Source organism: Novosphingobium humi, from assembly GCF_028607105.1.
GTDB classification, from domain to species: domain Bacteria; phylum Pseudomonadota; class Alphaproteobacteria; order Sphingomonadales; family Sphingomonadaceae; genus Novosphingobium; species Novosphingobium humi.
Genome location: NZ_CP117417.1, coordinates 342,531 through 360,862 on the forward strand (window position 1 = coordinate 342,531; position 18,332 = coordinate 360,862).

An 18,332-nucleotide genomic window follows, 5' to 3' on the forward strand; every position below is an offset into this window, starting at 1 on the left:
AAGCGGGATGAACAGGTTATTTACCGCCATGTCAGCAAGTCCCGTTTTCGCCCCGGATCATCATGGGGCTTCACCTTGGGCGCGCCTGCGTATAGGGGGCAAATCCATGAGCAAGCCCCAGATCGAAACGCCGCAGGCCATCCGCGGCACCCAGGACATTTTCGGCGCCGATGCCGACGCTTTCGCCTTTGTGGTGGAGACGTTCGAGCGCGTGCGCAAATTGTACCGTTTCCGCCGGGTGGAAATGCCGGTCTTTGAAAAGACCACGGTGTTTTCGCGCAGCCTTGGCGAGACGACCGATGTGGTGTCGAAGGAAATGTATTCTTTCGAGGATCGCGGCGGGGAATCGCTGACCTTGCGCCCCGAATTTACCGCTGGCCTTGCGCGCGCCTATCTGACGAATGGCTGGAAACAATATGCGCCGGTGAAACTGGCCACGCATGGGCCGCTCTTCCGCTATGAACGCCCGCAAAAGGGCCGCTATCGCCAGTTTCACCAGATCGACGCCGAAGTGATCGGCGCGGGCGAACCCACCGCCGATGTTGAACTGCTGGTCATGGCCGATCAGTTGCTGAAGGAACTGGGCATTGCCGAGGGCGTGACGCTGACGCTCAACACGCTGGGCGATGGGGAAAGCCGCGAGGCATGGCGCGCGGCGCTGATCGACTATTTCCGCGCGGTGAAGGGGGAACTCTCCGAAGATTCGCAGGAGCGTCTGGAAAAGAACCCGCTGCGCATCCTCGATTCCAAGGACCCCCGCGACAAGGCTTTCCTGCCCAATGCCCCGCGCATCGACGATTACCTGTCGAGCGAAGCGCAGGATTTCTTCGCCGCCGTTACGGGCGGTCTGGACGCGGCGGGCGTGGCCTGGACGCGCAATGGCGCTCTGGTGCGCGGCCTCGATTACTATCGCCACACCGCGTTTGAATTTGTGACGGACCGTCTGGGCGCGCAGGGCACTGTCCTTGGCGGCGGGCGTTATGACGGGTTGATCGAAAGCCTTGGCGGCGCGCCGACCCCGGCGGTCGGCTGGGCGGCGGGTGTCGAGCGGCTGGCGATGCTGGTATCGGGGGGCGGCCTGATTGCCGAGGATCGCACCGATGTGACCGTGGTGGTCGAGGATGACCGCGCGATTGCCGATGGTGTGGCGATTGCCGCCAAATTGCGCCGTGGCGGTCTGTCGGCCGAACTGGTGGCCACCGGATCCCCTCGCAAGCGGTTCGACAAGGCGGTCAAGACCAACACGCGCGCCATCCTTGCGTTGGGCTGGGGCGATGAGGGCGTGACGCAGCGTCTGCGCAATGTTGACGCTGATGCGGCCCGGATCGAGGCGCTGATCGCCTAAATGACCATCCCCTCCACTCGTCTGGCCCAGATTGCGGCGCGTTTTGCCGAGCTGGAGGCGCGTTTGGCCTCCGGCACGCTGGAGGGGGCCGATTTCGTGGCGGCGTCCCGCGATTATGCCGAGCTGGAGCCGGTGGCCCGCGCGGCGTCGGACGTGGCGACGATGCGCGGCGAGCTGGAAAGCCTTGCCGCGCTGGATGATCCGGACATGCGCGAGCTGGCCGAGGAGGAGATTGCTCGCATCCGCGCCGCCCTGCCCGAGGCCGAGCGGGCGCTTTCCATCGCCATGTTGCCGCGCGACAATGCCGACAGCCGCCCGGCCATGCTGGAAATCCGCGCCGGGACCGGGGGCGACGAGGCCGCTCTCTTCGCCGCCGACCTTTACCGCATGTATGAACGCTATGCCGCCGAACAGGGCTGGCGCGTCGAAATGGTCAGCGCGAATGCCAGCGAAATCGGCGGCTTCAAGGAAGTGGTCGCCCATGTCAGCGGGCAGGGCGTGTTTGCCAAGCTGAAGTTTGAATCCGGCGTTCACCGGGTTCAGCGCGTGCCCGTGACGGAAAGCGGGGGGCGCATCCATACGTCCGCCGCCACGGTCGCTATTCTGCCCGAACCGGACGAGGTGGATGTGCAGATCGAGGACAAGGACCTCAAGATCGACGTCTATCGGGCCAGCGGCGCGGGCGGGCAGCATGTGAACACCACCGATTCGGCCGTGCGCATCACCCACCTGCCGACCGGCACCGTCGTCACCTGTCAGGATGCGCGCAGCCAGCACAAGAACAAGGACAAGGCGATGCAGGTCCTGCGCGCTCGCCTGTTTGAGGCCCAGCGCGACGCGGCGCAGGGCGAGGAAGCCGAGGCCCGCAAGGCCATGGTGGGCAGCGGCGACCGATCGGAACGCATCCGCACCTATAATTTCCCCCAAGGCCGCGTCACCGATCACCGGATCAACCTGACGCTCCACCGCCTGCCCGAGATCCTCGAAGGGCCGGGGCTGGGCGAACTGGTCTCGGCGCTGATCCATGAGGATCAGGCCAAGAGGCTGGCGGCCTTGGGCGAATGAACGTTGCGCAGGCCATTCGGGCCGCTGCCGAGAGCCTGAGCGCGACCAGCGACACCGCGCGGCTGGATGCCGAGGTGCTGATGGCCCATGCGCTGGGGTGCAGCCGCACCGATCTGCTGCTGCGCCATATGAGCGATGGCGCGCCCGATGGGTTCGATAGGCTGATCGCGCGGCGCGCCGCCCATGAGCCGGTTGCCCATATCACCGGTCATCAGGAATTCTGGGGCCTGCCTTTTCGCGTCACGCCCGCCACGCTGATCCCGCGCGGCGACAGCGAGACGATTGTCGAGGCCGCGCTCGATGCCTGCGCCGCGCCTGATTACGTTCTGGGCCGCGTGCTGGATTGCGGTACGGGAACGGGGGCCTTGCTGCTCTCGGTCCTGCATGAACGGGCCGTGGCGCAGGGTGTGGGCATTGATGCTTCACCCGAAGCGCTGGCCGTGGCGCAGGGCAATGCCGAGGCGTTGGGGCTGGGCGAGCGGGCGCAGATGGTGCTGGCCGACTGGACACAGGCGGGCTGGGCCGATGGGCTGGGGCGGTTCGATCTCATTCTGGCCAATCCGCCCTATGTGGAATCAGACGCCGCGCTGGACCCCAGCGTGCGCGATTACGAACCGGCCAGCGCGCTGTTTGCCGGGGCCGAGGGGCTGGACGATTACCGCGTCCTGATTCCCCAATTGCCCGATCTGCTGATGCCGGGCGGGGTGGCCGTGATCGAAATCGGCCATCAACAGGCCCAGGCGGTGGGACAAATTGCCGCAGATGCCGGTTTTGCCGTAAAATTACGGCTTGATCTGGCCAATCGGCCCCGCGCGCTCGTGCTTTCTCAGGAAAGCCGGGCGATTTCGTAAGATTCCGCTTGGCTTTTGCGGGCGGGGCTTTTAATTGAACCAACAGGACCGCCGAGGGATGGGATCTTCCCCTCTGGCTGGTGCTACTCCAGCATCTTCGTCAGGATAAGCCGATTGAGGCTGGACCCGACGAAACAGGGCCTCGCGGCGATTTCGCGGCGCGGCATAATGACAGGACGAGGAGCACGCCGGCATAGAGGCCGAGCGGCGATCCGGGGTTAAGGAATACTCACCCTTGAACAACAATCGTGGGAATAACCGCCGCCGTGGCCGTGGCAACAACAACGGTCGGCCGCAAAATGGTGGTCAGCAGCTTAACCGCATTGACAGCCGGGCGCGGGGCAATGCCCCGCAATTGCTGGAGAAATATCGCAAGCTGGCACAGGACGCCCATCTTAATGGCGACCGTGTTCAGGCCGAATATTATCTGCAATTTGCGGATCATTACTTTCGTGTGATCGCCGATACGCGCCTGCGTCAGGAAGAATCGCGCGCGCGCCGCGATGACCGCTGGCAGGACAATGGCGATGCGGGCCGCGATGATGGCGACGATCAGGGCGATTTCGCCGTGGACAGCGATTTCCCCGCTTTCGACGCGCCGCCGGTCTATACCCGCCGCGAGCGCGAAGAGCGCAGCGAGCCGCGCGCCGAAGCGCCGCGCCGCAGCGAGGAAGCCGCTCAGGAACCCGGCGAAGAGCAGGGTGGCGAAACCGGCGAGACCGGGGCCGAGGGTGCGGGCGAATCGTCACCCAACATCTATGAGCCTGCGGAAAACCCCTTCCTGCGCGAAAATCGCAGCCCGCGCGCACCGCGTGGCCGCCGAGAGGAACGCCGCCCTCGCCGCGACGACCGCCCGCGTGAAGAACGTGCGCCTCGTGAGGAACGTGCTGTCCGCGAAGAACGGGCTCCCCGCGAAGAACGGGCTCCCCGCGAAGAACGGGCTCCCCGCGAAGAACGCGCTCCTCGTGAAGAGCGCGCCCCGCGCGCGCCGCGTGTGACGGCCGAAAAGGCGGCCGCGCCGGTGGATGGTTCGGGTCTGGGAGCGGCTTTGCCGCCGGCCATTTCCGCCACGCCGCGCAAGGCTCCCGAACCGAAGGCTCCCGAGGTCAAGGCTCCCGAGCCTAAGCCCGCCGAACCGGTGGTGCAGGCCGCTGTCGAGGCACCGGTTGCCGTTGAGGCCGAGCCCGCTCCGGCCCCCAAGCGCCGTGCGCCTCGCCGCAAGGCCGTGGCCGCGCCCAGCGAGAGCGCAGAGTAATCTGCGCCGATAATGCCAAGGCGGGGTGACGGCACAGGCCGCCCCCGCTAAAGCATGCCGCCATGGATGACGCGGCAAAGCCTTGGCACGACAAATATTTCGGCAAATACAAGCGCAAGGCAAAGCTCTTCGCGCGGGCCTGCTGGCATTGGGGCTGGCGTGGCGCGGCTTTGGCCGCCATCGGCGCGGTCGGCGCGCTGGGTTTTCAGCCGCTTGGTCTCTGGCCGCTCACCTTGCTCAGCCTTGGCGTCCTGTTGTGGATCGCCGCGCGATTGCCCCATGCGGGCTGGGCCGCTCTGGCGGGCTGGCTGTGGGGCTTGGGCCATTTCACGCTGGGGCTGAACTGGATCGCCACGGCTTTCACCTATCAGGCCAAGATGCCGCCATGGCTGGGCGGTTTGGCGGTATTTCTGCTCTCGCTTTATCTGGCGCTTTTCCCGGCCATGGCGATGGCGGGGGGCTGGTTCCTGCGCGGGCGCGGGGTGTCGCGTGTGCTGGGTTTTGCCGGATGCTGGATTCTGGCCGAGGCTTTGCGCGGATGGCTGTTTACCGGCTTTCCTTGGAATCCGCTGGGCGCGGCTTTGCTGGGCGGGGATGCGCGGCCGGGTCTGGCGCTTTTGGCGCCCTGGCTGGGCACCTATGGCCTGTCGGGGCTGACCGTGGCCATGGCGGGCGTTGCGGCCGAAGGGCGGATGCGGTGGTTGCTGGGCAATCGCACGGGGGGCGGCGCGATGATGGCGGGGCCTTTCGCGCTGGGCCTTGTCGCCATGGTTCTGCCCGGCCCGGCCACGCCGCAGGGCCATGTCGCCTATACGCTGATCCAGCCCAATATCGCGCAGGAGGATCTGGACGATCCCACCCATTTCGAGGCGCAATATGTCGCCTCGGCCAAATTGTCCGCGCCCAGAGTGCCGGGCCAGAAGCGGCTGGTGCTCTGGCCTGAGTCGGGGGTGCCTGATTATGTGCGCGACGGCTATCCGGCGTGGTATTATCAGTTCACTTTTGGCGGCGACCCTTGGCTGGCGCGCTGGCGTCTGGCGCGCACGATCGGGGCGGGCGGGCTGCTGCTGACCGGCACGGTCGATCTGGACCTGCAAGGCGTGAATGCCACCGGGGGCCAGAATGTCATCGCCGGGATCGACGATCATGGCCGGATCGCCGCCCATTACGCCAAGGCACATCTGGTGCCTTTCGGCGAATATCTGCCCCAGCGCCAATGGCTCAAGATGATCGGGCTGGAACGGCTGGTGCCGGGCGATTTCGATTTCCGCCCGGGGCCGGGGCCGCAGACGCTCGATCTGGGCGCGCTGGGCAAGGCGGGGATGCAGATCTGCTATGAGATCATTTTCCCCGGCGCGGTGGTCGATCGGGCGCACCGGCCCGACTATATCTTCAACCCCTCCAACGATGGCTGGTTCGGCAGTTGGGGCCCGCCCCAGCATCTGGCGCAGGCCCGTTTGCGCGCGATCGAGGAAGGCCTGCCGGTGCTGCGTTCGACCACCAACGGCGTGAGCGCGGTGATCGATGGCCATGGCGTTGTGCGCCAAAGGGCCGATCGGGGGCAGGCGGCGCGGCTGGACGGCATGGTCCCGCCCGCGCTGGCGCCCACGCTGTTTGCGCGCTGGGGCAACATGCTTTCGATTGGGATTGGATTAGTTCTTCTTATGCTGGCCACCCTTGTGTTGCGCCGCGCTCGGGGCTAGTAGGGGGTCGCATAAAGAAACCTTTATATGGCAGGATTTCCATGTCCGATACCTTGCGCAGTGATTACCTCTTCACCTCCGAAAGCGTTTCGGAAGGCCATCCCGACAAGGTGGCGGACCAGATTTCGGACGCCATCGTCGACCTGTTCCTGTCCAAGGACCCCGAAGCGCGCATCGCCTGCGAAACGCTGACCACCACGCAGTTGGTGGTGCTGGCGGGCGAAATCCGCTGCAAGGGCGTCTATGAGAACGGGCAATGGGCGCCGGGCGCGCAGGCCGAAATCGAAAAGACCGTGCGCGATACGGTCAAGCGCATCGGCTATGAACAGGACGGTTTCCACTGGGAGAAGCTGGAATTCATCAACCGCCTGCATGGCCAGTCGGCGCATATCGCGCAGGGCGTGGACGCGGGCGACAACAAGGACGAGGGCGCGGGCGACCAGGGCATCATGTTCGGCTTTGCCTGCGATGAAACCCCCGACCTGATGCCGGCCACGCTCTATTACAGCCACAAGATCCTCGAACAGCTCGCCAAGGACCGTCACTCGGGCGCGGCGCCTTTCCTCGAACCCGACGCCAAGAGCCAGGTTACGCTGCGCTATCACCACGGCAAGCCGGTGGCCGCGACCGCCATCGTCGTTTCGACCCAGCACAAGGCGGGCTATGACGAAGGCGCCAAGAAGGCCGAACTGGAAGCCTATGTGAAGCAGGCCGTCGGCGCGATCCTGCCCGAAGGCTTCATCACGGGCGAGACGGTGTGGCACATCAACCCCACCGGCAGCTTTGAAATCGGCGGCCCCGATGGTGACGCCGGCCTGACCGGGCGCAAGATCATCGTGGACACTTATGGCGGCGCGGCCCCGCATGGCGGCGGCGCGTTCAGCGGCAAGGATCCGACCAAGGTGGACCGCAGCGCCGCCTATGTCTCGCGCTATCTGGCCAAGAATGTCGTGGCTGCGGGCCTTGCCACGCGCGTGACGATCCAGCTCTCCTACGCCATCGGCGTGGCGCGTCCGCTCTCGCTCTATGTCGACACGGCCGGCACCGGCACGGTGAGCGATGCCGCGCTTGAGGCCGCGATTGCCAAGGTGGCGGAAGAAAAGCTGGGCGGTCTGACGCCGCGCGGCATCCGTCTGGGTCTGGGCCTGAACAAGCCGATCTATGGCCCCAGCGCTGCCTATGGCCATTTCGGCCGCACCCCCGATGGCGATTCCTTCCCGTGGGAACGCGCCGATCTGGTCGATGCGCTGAAAGCCGCTCTGTCCTGAGCCTTGCGCCATTAACGATGGAAGGCGGCGGTGCATCGCGCATCGCCGCCTTTTTTCTTGCCCGCTCTATTGGATGGAGCGGCTTGACCTGAGTCATGGTAGGTTACTTTTGCAGGAGTATTGTTGCCCGCGACGGATGGGACACGGTCCATAGAAAAAGGGAGACCGAATATGCGCTCTATTCTGGTTTATGCCGACCAAACCGAGGAAACCCCCGCAAGGCTGGAAACGGCACTGTCGCTGGCGCGCAGCACGGGCGGTCATGTCAGCGTGCTGATCGATACGCCGGTGGCGCGATTTATGGCGATGGATGCGTTGGGCGGCGGCTATCTGGCGGCCGATGCGGTGCGCGAGGCGGTCAAGCGCGACGATGAATTCGCCGAGGAACTGGCCCAGCGGCTGCGCAACGAGGATGTGCCTTTCGACATCCTGCGCGGCGAGGAGGAGCCGGTCGATGCGATGACCGAGGCTTCGCTGCTCTCCGATGTGATTGTGCTGTCGCGCGGGTGTGAATTTGCCGGGCAATTGGCCATGGACGGCAAGGCGCCAATTCTCGTGGTCGATCAGGACCGCCCGTTGATCACGCCGGTCAATTGCGTCGCGGTGGCATGGGACGGCTCGCATGAGGCGGCGGTGGCGCTGCGCGGGGCCTTGCCCCTGTTGCGTCTGGCCCAATCGGTCCATGTGCTGACCGTGGGTGACAAGGCGGGCGTGTTTCCGCCGCTCGACGCGGTGCAATATCTTTCGCGCCATGGGGTGAAGGCGGAAATCGATTCGCTGACCCGTGTCGGTTCGATCGAGGAGACTTTGGCGTCTGCCGTCTCGCGCATGCAGGCGCAATTGCTGGTGATGGGCGCCTTTGGCCACAGCCGGTTGCGCGAATTCCTGCTGGGCGGGGTGACGCGCTATTTCCTCGATCTCAAGGATGGGCCGAGTCTGCTGTTTGCGCATTGATCGTCGGCAGGTCTGACGATTGCGGGCCGGAGCATGTGGGGGCATGCTTCGGCCTTTGATTTGTCTTGCATACGTATTGTAAAAGGAAGGTCTGGATTGGCCGGTTGGTAATCCAATGATTTACCATTGAAATTTCGCCTTTTTGCGCATCATTGCGCTTTATGCAATCGGCCATGATGAATGTGCATTTGCTGCAAGACGTCGCGATGGGCATAGAGGACGGGCCTTTCAGGCATCCTCTCCCAAAACTTCCACGGCCCGACCGGCAACGGTCGGGCCTTTTTTTGCGCGCGTGATTTGTGCGATGCAATGCGCCGGGTGAGGCGGCGCTATCCAGTGGAAATGGCGGATTCCCGGTGTTCGATTGATTGCGCTATTTGCAACAAGCGTATCGCATTTCGCACTTGCACAAAAGTGGTGGTGGGGGCATAAAGACCATGCCTTTCAGGCATCCTCTCCCAAACTTCCAAGCCCGGCTTCGGCCGGGTTTTTCTTTGCCCGCATGATCCGCAAGTGATCGGCGCGCAATCAGGTTTTCGTGCAAAGCGCGTCGGGCGCGTTAACCCTCAGCCATTCCAGCATCACCTCGCGCAGCCCGCTGCGCAAAGCGCCAAGATCGGCCGGATTGGCCGCGCTGACCAGCAGCTTCAATTCCACCGAGCCCACGCGCGATTCGGACACCACCAGATCGCCGGTGCGCCGGTCCCATGTCTCCATCTGGTCAATCGCGGCGCGAAACGCCTGACGGATCGGCTCGATGGCAAAACCGGGGCGAATCGGCAGCACCACCGAACCCGTGATCCCGCCCACGCGCGTCCAGTTCTGGAACGTGGCGTCGAGAAACTTGACCGTGGGCACAATCAGCCGCCGCTCGTCCCCGGTGCGAATCACGACATAGGACAGGCGAATGTCCTCCACGCGGCCCTGTTCGCCCTCGACCACAACGAAATCGCCGATGCGAATCGGTTCGGTCAGCGCGATCTGCAAACCCGCGATCAGCGATTTGAGCGCAGGCTGGGCCGCGGCGCCCACCGCCAGACCCATCAAACCGGCCGAAGCGATCAGCGTGGCGCCGATATGGCGCACCGCCGGAACCCCCAGCAGCATCAGCGCCACGGTGATGAAGATGATGACAAAGGCCATCGAGCGCGAGAGCAGCGCGATGCGCGTGGTGCGGCTGCGCGCGGTCAATTCGTCGCCCGATGTGATGGCGCGGCGGGTCATCAGTTCGGCCCCCGTCCGCACCAGCGCATAAAGCACCCAGCCGGTCAGCGCCGGGACGACAAAGCCCTCGATCCCGTTCCACAGCTTGGCCACCAGCTTGTTGCCGCCCGCGGCGGACGCCATGCCGCCGGCCAGAAAGGCCCAGCGGAAAGCGTGATAGAGCTGGGCTGCGGCAACGGCTTCGGCGGGATTTTCGCTGCGCCGGGCCATGCGCCGCAAAAAGGCGAAACAGGCCAGATGCAGCACCAGCGCCACGCCCAGCCCGATGCCCAGCACCACGGCGGCATGGGTCATGCGGCCGGACCAGTGCATCACCTCGTTGATCGAGGGCCATTGGTCGGGTTCGAGCGCGTCGGCGGGCAGCGCCAGCGGCAATTTGCCCTTGGTAAGATTGGTGATGGTGATCATCAGTGTGCGGCGCCCCAACTGGCCCCTACGCCGATTTCGACGCCCAGCGGCACGGAAATCGCCACGGAAGGCCCTGCGGCTTCTTCCATCACGGCGCGGACGACGGTTTTGGCCGCCTCGACATCGCCCTCGGGCAGTTCAAACACCAGTTCGTCATGCACCTGCAGCAGCATGCGCACATGGGGCAGACCGGCGGCGGCCAGCGCGGGCTGCATCCGGGCCATGGCGCGTTTGATGATGTCGGCGCAGGTGCCCTGGATCGGGGCGTTGATCGCGGCGCGCTCGCTGCCCTGCCGTTCGGCCTGATTCTTCGAATTGATGCGCGGGAACCAGCATTTGCGGCCAAACAGCGTTTCGGAATAGCCCCGCTCGCGCACGGTCGAGAGTGTTTCGTGGATATAGCGCTGGATGCCGGGGAAACGGGCGAAATAGGTGTCGATCATCGCCTGCGCCTCTTCGGGCGTCACGCCCAGGCGCGGGGCCAGCCCCCAACGCGAGATGCCGTAGAGGATGGCGAAATTGATCGTCTTGGCCCGCCCGCGCGTCTCGCGGTTGACTTCGCCGAACAATTCCTGCGCGGTGGCGGCGTGAATATCGGCGCCGCTGGCAAAGGCTTCCTTCAGGGCGGGCACATCGGCCATATGCGCGGCAAGGCGCAGCTCGATCTGGCTGTAGTCGGCGGCCATCAGGACGTTGCCCGGTTCGGCCACAAAGCAGTCGCGGATCTGGCGGCCGATTTCGGTGCGGATCGGAATGTTCTGCAAATTCGGCTCCGTCGAGGAAAGACGGCCCGTCTGTGCCCCAACAAGGCTGTAGCTGGTGTGAACGCGGCCCGTGACCGGGCTGATCGCGGCCTGAAGCGCCTCGGTATAGGTGCTGCGCAATTTGGCCAGCTGGCGCCACTCCAGAACCTTGCGCGCGATGGGCACGCCCTCGGCCTCCAGCTTTTCCAGCACCGACTGGTCGGTCGAATATTGGCCAGACTTGCCCTTCTTGCCGCCTTTCAGCCCCATCTGGTCAAACAGGATCTCGCCCAATTGCTTGGGGCTGCCGATGGTGAAGGGGGCGCCCGCCAGCGCGTGGATCTCGCCCTCCAGCGCGGCAATCGCCTCGGCAAACTGCTGTGAGAGGCCTGCAAGGCGCTCGCGGTCGACCTTGATGCCATGGCGCTCCATCTGGGCCACGACGGGCACCAGCGGGCGATCGACGCGCTCATAGATGCGGCTTGCGCCCTCGGCGGCCAGACGGGGTTTGAGCAGGTGATGCAGGCGCCATGTCACCTCGGCGTCCTCGGCGGCATATTGGGTGGCGCGCTCCAGCGCGACTTCGGCAAAGCTGATCTGCTTCTTGCCGGTGCCGCAGACGTCCTTGAAGGCGATGCAGGTGTGGCCAAGGTGGCGCTGGGCCAGTTCGTCCATGCCGTGGCCGCCGCCGATCCCTTCTTCGCTGCGGCCCGCGTCCATATCGAAGCTGATGACCATCGTGTCGTCGATGGGTGAAACGGTGATGCCGAAACGGGCCATGACATTGAGGTCATATTTGATGTTCTGGCCAACCTTCATCACCGCATCGGATTCGAGCAGCGGCTTCAACCGGCGCAGCGCTTCGTCGCGGTCGATCTGCTGGGGCTTTTCGGCAAACATATCGCTGCCGCGATGGCCAAGGGGGATGTAGCAGGCCTGATTCGGTCCGACCGACAGGCTGATGCCCACCAGATCGGCACCAATCGCGTCCAGCGCGCTGGTTTCCGTGTCAAAGGCCACCAGCCGCGCGGCAAAGCCGCGCTCGATCCAGCGATCCAGCGCCTCAAGGCTCTGCACGCATTCATAGGCGGCCAGATCGATGGCGGGCATCGCGGCGCTGTCCTGACGCGCGGCGCCTGTGGCGGGCGTCTTGCCGGCTGTGACGGCCTTGGGCGGATGCAGCTGAGTGGCGCGCTCCGGGCTGCCCCGGCCGCCATCGAGCCGCTTCAAAAGGCTGGTAAAGCCATGTTCGGCCAAAAATGCCGCCAGAGGCTCAGGAGGGATCGCGCCAAGCTCGAAGGCTTCCAGAGGCAGGGGAAGGGCGCAATCCTCCTTGAGCGCCACCAGAATGCGGCTCAGGCGCGCCATCTCGGCATGTTCGATCAGATTATCGCGCAGCTTGCTGGCCTTCATCGTCGCGGCGGCGGCCAGCGCATTATCCAGATTGCCATGTTCCTGGATCAGCTTGGTCGCCGTTTTGGGACCAATGCCGCGAATGCCGGGCACATTGTCCACCGCATCGCCCATCAGCGCCAGCACATCGCCAACCAGTTCGGGGGTCACGCCGAATTTCTCGCCCACTTCGGGGATGAAGATGCGCTGATTCTTCATCGTGTCGAGCATGTCGACTCGCGAACCGTCCGGGCCTTCGCCCACCAGTTGCATCAGGTCCTTGTCCGAGGAAACGATGGTGACATCCCACCCCTGCGCCTGCGCCGCGCGGGCATAGGAGGCGATCATGTCGTCGGCCTCAAGCCCTGCTTCTTCAATAAGGGGCAGCGAAAAGGCGCGCGTGGCATCGCGAATCAGGGGAAATTGCGGAACCAGATCCTCGGGTGCGGGCGGGCGGTTCGCTTTATAGGCGGGAAAGATGTCATTACGGAAACTTTTCCCCGACTTGTCGAGAATCACGGCAAGGTGAGTCGGTCCGTCGGCCTTGTGCAGGTCCTCGGCCAGTTTCCAGAGCATCGTGGTATAGCCAAAAACCGCGCCAACCGGGGTCCCGGCCGGATTCGTCAGGGGCGGCAACCGGTGATAGGCGCGGAAAATATAGGCCGATCCATCGACCAGATAGAGATGGGGGCGGCGCGGTGTCGTGTTTTCCATGAATTATCCATAGGGCCAAGGCGGCCCCACGAAAAGGCGCAGCGGGGCCGGATTCGGGGGGAAAATAGGCCGAGCCAACCCGGTTATCGCTATCCAAATGCGATGGGATGCACAGGTAAATGCGACTAGCGCTTGCATCGAATGAACAAGCCGTTTATTTGGCGCGTGAAGTCTACTCCTGCGGTAGGCTTTCCGCACGGCGCGACCACCCCGGTGGACAGTGTCGCGCGTGGTCCACTCGCTGTTCAAGGATACTCACATGCGCAAGATCATTCTCGCCGCTGCCGTTGCTGGCGCTGCTCTGTCGCTCGCCGCTTGCTCGAAGACCGAAGAAGCCGCTACCTCGGCTGAATCGGTTGCTTCGGACGCTGGTTCGGTTGCTGACTCGGCCGCTTCGGTTGCTGACTCGGCTGCTTCGGAAGTCGCTTCGGCTGCTTCGTCGAACTAATCTTCTGCGCGAAAGCGCGAAGTTTAGAGGTCAGGGCGCGTGGGATCTGTCCCGCGCGCCTTTTCCTTTGCCCGCATGCGGGGCGCTTCGGGAAAAATGAGGCGCCGCATGCAAAAAGGCGCCGGGCGATCATTCGCCCGGCGCCTTTTTGCATGCGGCAGGGGATTGCCTAGCGCGATCCGCCGATCATGGCCAGATCGCTGGCTGTTTCGGCCTGATAGCCGTCATAGATCGCGCGGGTGATACTGGCGATGCGCTGATCGCGGCCGGGCTTGCCGCCCTGGCCGGTGACATAGATCGCCACGGCAATCGTGCGCCCATCGCTGCTGCGGATCAGGCCGACATCGCTCGATGTGTTCGACAGCGTGCCGGTCTTATGGCCCACCATGGCATCGCCGGGCAGGGCGGCGCGCATCCGGTGGATGCCCGTGCGGCAACGCGACATCGCGCCCAACAGCACTTCGCGGCTCTGCGCGCTGAGCCATTGGCCCTGATACAGGCCCGCCAGCAGGACGGCCATCGCCTGGGGCGTGGTCGAATCGCGCAGATCGATTTTGCGCGCCGGGTCGATGGCGCCGTCATCGCGCACCATCGTGGCAATGTCACGGTCCAGCCGGATGCCGTTGATGCCGTTTCGCCGCAGCCAGCGCGTCACCGCCTGAGGCCCGCCGATGGCGGCCAGCAGAGCGTCCGTCGCGTGATTGTCGCTGCGGGTGATGGCCAATTCGATCAATTGCTCGGCCGACAGCATTGCGCCCGGACGCACCGGCGCCACCGCGCTGGAGAATCGGGCCGAAGGCACCGGCATCATCAGCGGGAAACGATCGGTCAGCTTGTAGCGGCCCTGATCCACCCCTTCGAGGAAGGTGGCGACTATGGCGATCTTGCCGGTGCTGGCCAGCGGGAAAGGCTGATCGCCCATGACCGAGACGCCGCGCCCGGAGGAAAGGTCGACCGCGGCCACGCCGATCCGACCCTGCGAAGCGCTCGCCAATTGGGCCAGACGCGCTTCGAAACCATTGATGCCGGTGGGGTTTTGCCGGGGCAGGAGAACCGCCGGTTGGGGCGGCCGTGCCGAGCCGCTGCTGAACACGCGGTCGAAAGCCTGTTCCAGACCATCGACATCGCCTTTGGCCAGCACAGGGGGAGCGGCAATTGCCACGGTGAGCGCCAAAGCGCCGAGAATCGCGTTCTGAGCTTTTAGCATGTTCTGGAAATAGGCCCGTCTAAGCTAATATCCGGTAAACTCCAATTCCACCTCTTTGTCATCCCACCTGTCGATGAAGCGCCCCGTGTCTGCGATGGGATCAGGGAACCTCCGTAAACATAAGGAAAAACCCGGAGAGATTGCTCCCTCCGGGTTTCCCATTTTGCCTTGGATAATGCGTGGACTTAGAAGTCCATGCCACCCATGCCGCCGCCCGGCATCGCGGGCATGGCAGGCTTGTCTTCGGGCTTGTCCACGATACCGGCTTCGGTCGTGATCAGCAGGCCCGCCACCGACGAAGCGTTCTGCAGAGCGGTGCGCACAACCTTGGTCGGGTCGATCACGCCAGCAGCCAGCAGGTTTTCGTAGGTTTCGGTCGCAGCGTTGAAGCCCAGCGTTTCGTCGGCCTGATCCAGCAGCTTGCCGGCCACGAGGACGCCATCGACGCCAGCGTTTTCAGCGATCTGCTTGATCGGGGCCGAGATCGCGCGGCGCACGATGTCGATGCCGCGGGTCTGGTCTTCGTTCGCGCCCTTCAGGCCTTCCAGAGCCTTGGTGGCATAGAGCAGAGCCGTGCCGCCGCCGGGGACGATGCCTTCTTCGACGGCCGCGCGCGTGGCGTGCAGGGCGTCGTCAACGCGGTCCTTGCGTTCCTTGACTTCCACTTCGGTCGAACCGCCGACCTTGATGACGGCCACGCCGCCAGCCAGCTTGGCCAGACGTTCCTGCAGCTTTTCGCGGTCATAGTCGCTGGTGGTGACTTCGATCTGCGCCTTGATCTGCTCAACGCGGCCCTTGATGTCTTCGGCCGAACCCAGACCGTCGACGATCGTGGTGTTGTCCTTGTCGATCGTGACCTTCTTGGCCTGACCCAGCATGCCAAGGGTAACGGTTTCGAGCTTGATGCCCAGATCTTCCGAGATCATTTCACCGGCGGTCAGCGTGGCGATATCGCCCAGCATGGCCTTGCGGCGGTCGCCGAAGCCGGGAGCCTTGACGGCAGCGATCTTCAGGCCACCGCGCAGCTTGTTGACCACGAGGGTCGCCAGCGCTTCGCCTTCGATGTCTTCAGCGATGATGAGCAGCGGACGGCCCGACTGCACCACAGCTTCGAGGATCGGCAGCAGCGACTGCAGCGACGAGAGCTTCTTTTCGTGGATCAGGATGTAGGGATTATCCAGTTCCACGGTCATCTTTTCGGGGTTCGTCACGAAGTAGGGCGACAGGTAGCCGCGGTCGAACTGCATGCCTTCGACGACATCGAGTTCGAACTCGAGGCCCTTGGCTTCCTCGACGGTGATCACGCCTTCCTTGCCGACCTTTTCCATCGCTTCGGCGATCTTCTGGCCAACTTCGGTGTCGCCATTGGCCGAGATGATGCCGACCTGGGCGATCTGGGCCGAATCGGCCACCGGCTTCGAGCGGTTTGCCAGATCGGCCACCACAGCAGCAGCAGCGGTGTCGATGCCGCGCTTCAGGTCCATCGGGTTGATGCCGGCGGCAACAGCCTTGAGGCCTTCGCGCACGATGGCCTGAGCCAGAACCGTGGCGGTGGTGGTGCCGTCACCGGCCTTGTCGTTGGCCTTGCTGGCCACTTCGCGCAGCATCTGCGCGCCCAGGTTTTCGAACTTGTCCTTCAGTTCGATTTCCTTGGCGACCGAAACACCGTCCTTGGTGATGCGGGGGGCGCCGAAGCTCTTTTCGATGACGACGTTGCGGCCCTTGGGGCCCAGCGTCACCTTGACGGCGTCGGCAAGCGTGTCAACGCCCTTGAGAATGCGTTCGCGTACGTCGCGACCAAATTTCACGTCCTTGGCGGCCATGATCTGTTCCTTTGAAATATCAGATGGTTAAAAGATGCGTATCAACTCAGCCGATGATGCCGAGGATATCGCTTTCCTTCATGATCAGCAGGTCTTCGCCCGCGACCTTGACTTCGGTGCCCGACCACTTACCGAACAGCACGCGATCGCCAGCCTTGACTTCCAGCGGGGTCACAACGCCGGCTTCGTTGCGGGCGCCAGTGCCCACCGAAACGATGATGCCTTCAGCAGGCTTTTCCTTGGCGCTGTCGGGGATGATGATGCCACCGGCGGTCTTTTCTTCGGCTTCGACGCGGCGGACCAGCACGCGGTCGTGCAGAGGACGGAACGACATGGGAGTGTTACCTCTCTCAAGTTGAAAATGCTTCTTGGCACTCCCACCCTGAGAGTGCCAACGCTCCGGATATGGGTGCGGGGTCAGAGGGCGTCAAGGCACCCTTGGACAAAAAATTCAGGACCCAAAAAAATTTCAGGCCCGCGTATGGACCAGCCCCAGCGCCTCGCGCCGGTTCCAGCGCCACAGCAGCATCACTGCCACCACGGCAAGGCCGGTGGCCAGCCCGATCCACACGCCAAACCCGCGCAGCCCCGTGCCCAGACCCAGCATCACCGAAACCCCAAACCCCGGCACCCAATAGCCCAGCAGGGCAATCGCCATCGGCACCTTGGTGTCCTGCAGGCCGCGCAGCGCCCCCGCCAGAATGACCTGCGTGGCATCGACCAACTGAAACGCGGCGGCCACCACCAGATAGCGCACCGCCAGCGCCACCATCACCGCACGCTCGGCCGCGTTCACGTCAATATAGGCCGAGAGCAGCAGGCGCGGGGCAATCACCATCAGTGAGGAGGAGAACAGCGCGATGCACAGGCCGATCTGGAGCGAAGTCCAGCCCGCGCGCCCCATCGCCGCCCGGTCGCCCGCGCCGTAATGGTATCCCACGCGGATGGTCGCGGCTTGCCCGATGCCCATCGGAATCTGGAAGGTGAAGGCGGCGATCTGCAAGGCCACCGTATGCGCGGCCAGTTCGGCCTCGCCGATACGGCCCATCAGGAAGGCCGCGGCGCCAAACAGCCCAGCCTCGGCCAGCACCTGAAAGAAGATCGGGGCGCCGATGGCGACAATTTCGCGCAGGCGCTGCCAGTCGGGCCGCCAGAGATGGCCGAAAAGATAATGCCGCCGCAGCCGCCGATTGGCAAAAATCGCCGCCGTATAGGCCAGCGCCGTCACGCATCCGGTGATCACGCTGGACAGCGCCGACCCTTGCAGCCCCAGCGCGGGCATGCCCCAATGGCCAAACACCAGCGCATAATTGCCCGCCGCATTGACCGCGATGGCCAGCGCCGTGATGAAGGTGGCAAACACCGGGCGCCCCAGCGCCGAGACCACCGAGCGCAGCACATTGCCGATCAGCATCGGCACCATCGCCCATTTCAGCACATGCAGGAACCCGCCTGACAGATCGGCCACTTCGCGCTCCTGTCCGGTCATCAGCAGGATCTCGCGCCCGAAGCTGCACAGGATCATGGCCAAAGCTCCGGTGCCCACCGCCAGCCACAGGCCCATCCGCGTCGAGCGCCGCACCGAGCGCACCGCATGATTGCGTGCGCCCAGTTCCGCCGCCACCAGCGCCGAGACAGCGCCCGTCAGGCCCGACAGGCTCCATGCCAGCAGGCCGAACAGGCTGACCGAGAGGGAGGATGCGGCCAGCGCGGTCTGGCCCAGCCGGGCGACAAAGATCACGTCAATCGCGTAAACCGCCATTTGCAGCAGATTGGCCGCTGCCAATGGCACCGCCAGTCGCAGCGTGGCCAGCGCTTCGCCGCGCCAGAGTCCCGTGTTCGCCCCCGTCGTCATAAGGCGCGGACATAGGCGCGCTTTGTTGCGGGACAAAGCCATTTCGTGTTGCTGAAATGAAAAGGGGCGCCTTGGCA

General features: G+C 64.4%; 14 protein-coding genes. 8 read left to right on the forward strand and 6 right to left on the reverse strand.

Going from position 1 to position 18,332, the window contains the following annotated elements; genetic code table 11:
* Positions 1–106 precede the first annotated feature (106 nt).
* The 7 genes from hisS to PQ457_RS01660 all read left to right on the forward strand — a co-directional run bounded on the left by hisS (position 107) and on the right by PQ457_RS01660 (position 8,441).
* Positions 107–1,345, forward strand: coding sequence for a histidine--tRNA ligase (hisS, locus tag PQ457_RS01630; RefSeq protein WP_273618069.1), 1,239 nt, complete (start codon positions 107–109; stop codon positions 1,343–1,345).
* Positions 1,346–2,410: a peptide chain release factor 1 gene (gene prfA, locus PQ457_RS01635; RefSeq protein ID WP_273618070.1), complete on the forward strand. Its 1,065-nt coding sequence runs from the start codon at positions 1,346–1,348 to the stop codon at positions 2,408–2,410.
* Complete coding sequence (gene prmC, locus PQ457_RS01640) at positions 2,407–3,261, forward strand: peptide chain release factor N(5)-glutamine methyltransferase (RefSeq protein WP_273618071.1); 855 nt, start codon at positions 2,407–2,409, stop codon at positions 3,259–3,261. The genes prfA and prmC overlap by 4 nt, the downstream gene beginning before the upstream one ends.
* A 235-nt stretch (positions 3,262–3,496) precedes the next feature.
* Positions 3,497–4,516 carry a DUF4167 domain-containing protein gene (locus PQ457_RS01645; RefSeq protein WP_273618072.1) on the forward strand — a complete coding sequence of 340 codons (1,020 nt, stop codon included), beginning with the start codon at positions 3,497–3,499 and terminating at the stop codon, positions 4,514–4,516.
* A 62-nt stretch (positions 4,517–4,578) separates the two neighbouring features.
* Positions 4,579–6,219: an apolipoprotein N-acyltransferase gene (gene lnt, locus PQ457_RS01650; protein ID WP_273618073.1), complete on the forward strand. Its 1,641-nt coding sequence runs from the start codon at positions 4,579–4,581 to the stop codon at positions 6,217–6,219.
* 53 nt (positions 6,220–6,272) lie between these two features.
* Positions 6,273–7,487: a methionine adenosyltransferase gene (gene metK, locus PQ457_RS01655; RefSeq protein WP_273619216.1), complete on the forward strand. Its 1,215-nt coding sequence runs from the start codon at positions 6,273–6,275 to the stop codon at positions 7,485–7,487.
* A gap of 171 nt (positions 7,488–7,658) precedes the next feature.
* Positions 7,659–8,441, forward strand: a complete 783-nt coding sequence (locus PQ457_RS01660; protein ID WP_273618074.1) for a universal stress protein — start codon at positions 7,659–7,661, stop codon at positions 8,439–8,441.
* A gap of 528 nt (positions 8,442–8,969) precedes the next feature.
* Here PQ457_RS01660 and PQ457_RS01665 read toward each other — a convergent pair.
* Together PQ457_RS01665 and polA are read right to left on the reverse strand one after the other, a co-directional pair.
* Complete coding sequence (locus tag PQ457_RS01665) at positions 8,970–10,073, reverse strand: mechanosensitive ion channel family protein (protein ID WP_273618075.1); 1,104 nt, start codon at positions 10,071–10,073, stop codon at positions 8,970–8,972.
* Positions 10,073–12,922, reverse strand: coding sequence for a DNA polymerase I (gene polA, locus PQ457_RS01670; protein ID WP_273618076.1), 2,850 nt, complete (start codon positions 12,920–12,922; stop codon positions 10,073–10,075). The genes PQ457_RS01665 and polA overlap by 1 nt, the downstream gene beginning before the upstream one ends.
* A 259-nt stretch (positions 12,923–13,181) precedes the next feature.
* On the opposite strand from polA, the gene PQ457_RS01675 reads away from it, so the two are divergent.
* On the forward strand, positions 13,182–13,370 hold the full coding sequence (locus PQ457_RS01675) for a hypothetical protein (protein WP_273618077.1): 189 nt from the start codon (positions 13,182–13,184) through the stop codon (positions 13,368–13,370).
* 169 nt (positions 13,371–13,539) lie between these two features.
* Here the strand turns inward: PQ457_RS01675 and PQ457_RS01680 are convergent, their stop codons facing one another.
* From PQ457_RS01680 to PQ457_RS01695, 4 genes are all read right to left on the reverse strand, one after another.
* Positions 13,540–14,577: a serine hydrolase gene (locus tag PQ457_RS01680; protein ID WP_273618078.1), complete on the reverse strand. Its 1,038-nt coding sequence runs from the start codon at positions 14,575–14,577 to the stop codon at positions 13,540–13,542.
* Positions 14,578–14,762: 185 nt separating this feature from the next.
* Entirely contained in the window at positions 14,763–16,400 is a 1,638-nt protein-coding gene (groL, locus tag PQ457_RS01685; RefSeq protein WP_273618079.1) for a chaperonin GroEL, read from the reverse strand.
* A gap of 46 nt (positions 16,401–16,446) precedes the next feature.
* Positions 16,447–16,734 (reverse strand): co-chaperone GroES, encoded by a 288-nt coding sequence (locus PQ457_RS01690; RefSeq protein WP_273618080.1) that lies wholly within the window; start codon positions 16,732–16,734, stop codon positions 16,447–16,449.
* A gap of 135 nt (positions 16,735–16,869) precedes the next feature.
* A complete protein-coding gene (locus tag PQ457_RS01695; RefSeq protein ID WP_273618081.1) occupies positions 16,870–18,255 on the reverse strand; it encodes an MATE family efflux transporter in 1,386 nt (461 codons plus the stop codon).
* Positions 18,256–18,332: the final 77 nt, after the last annotated feature.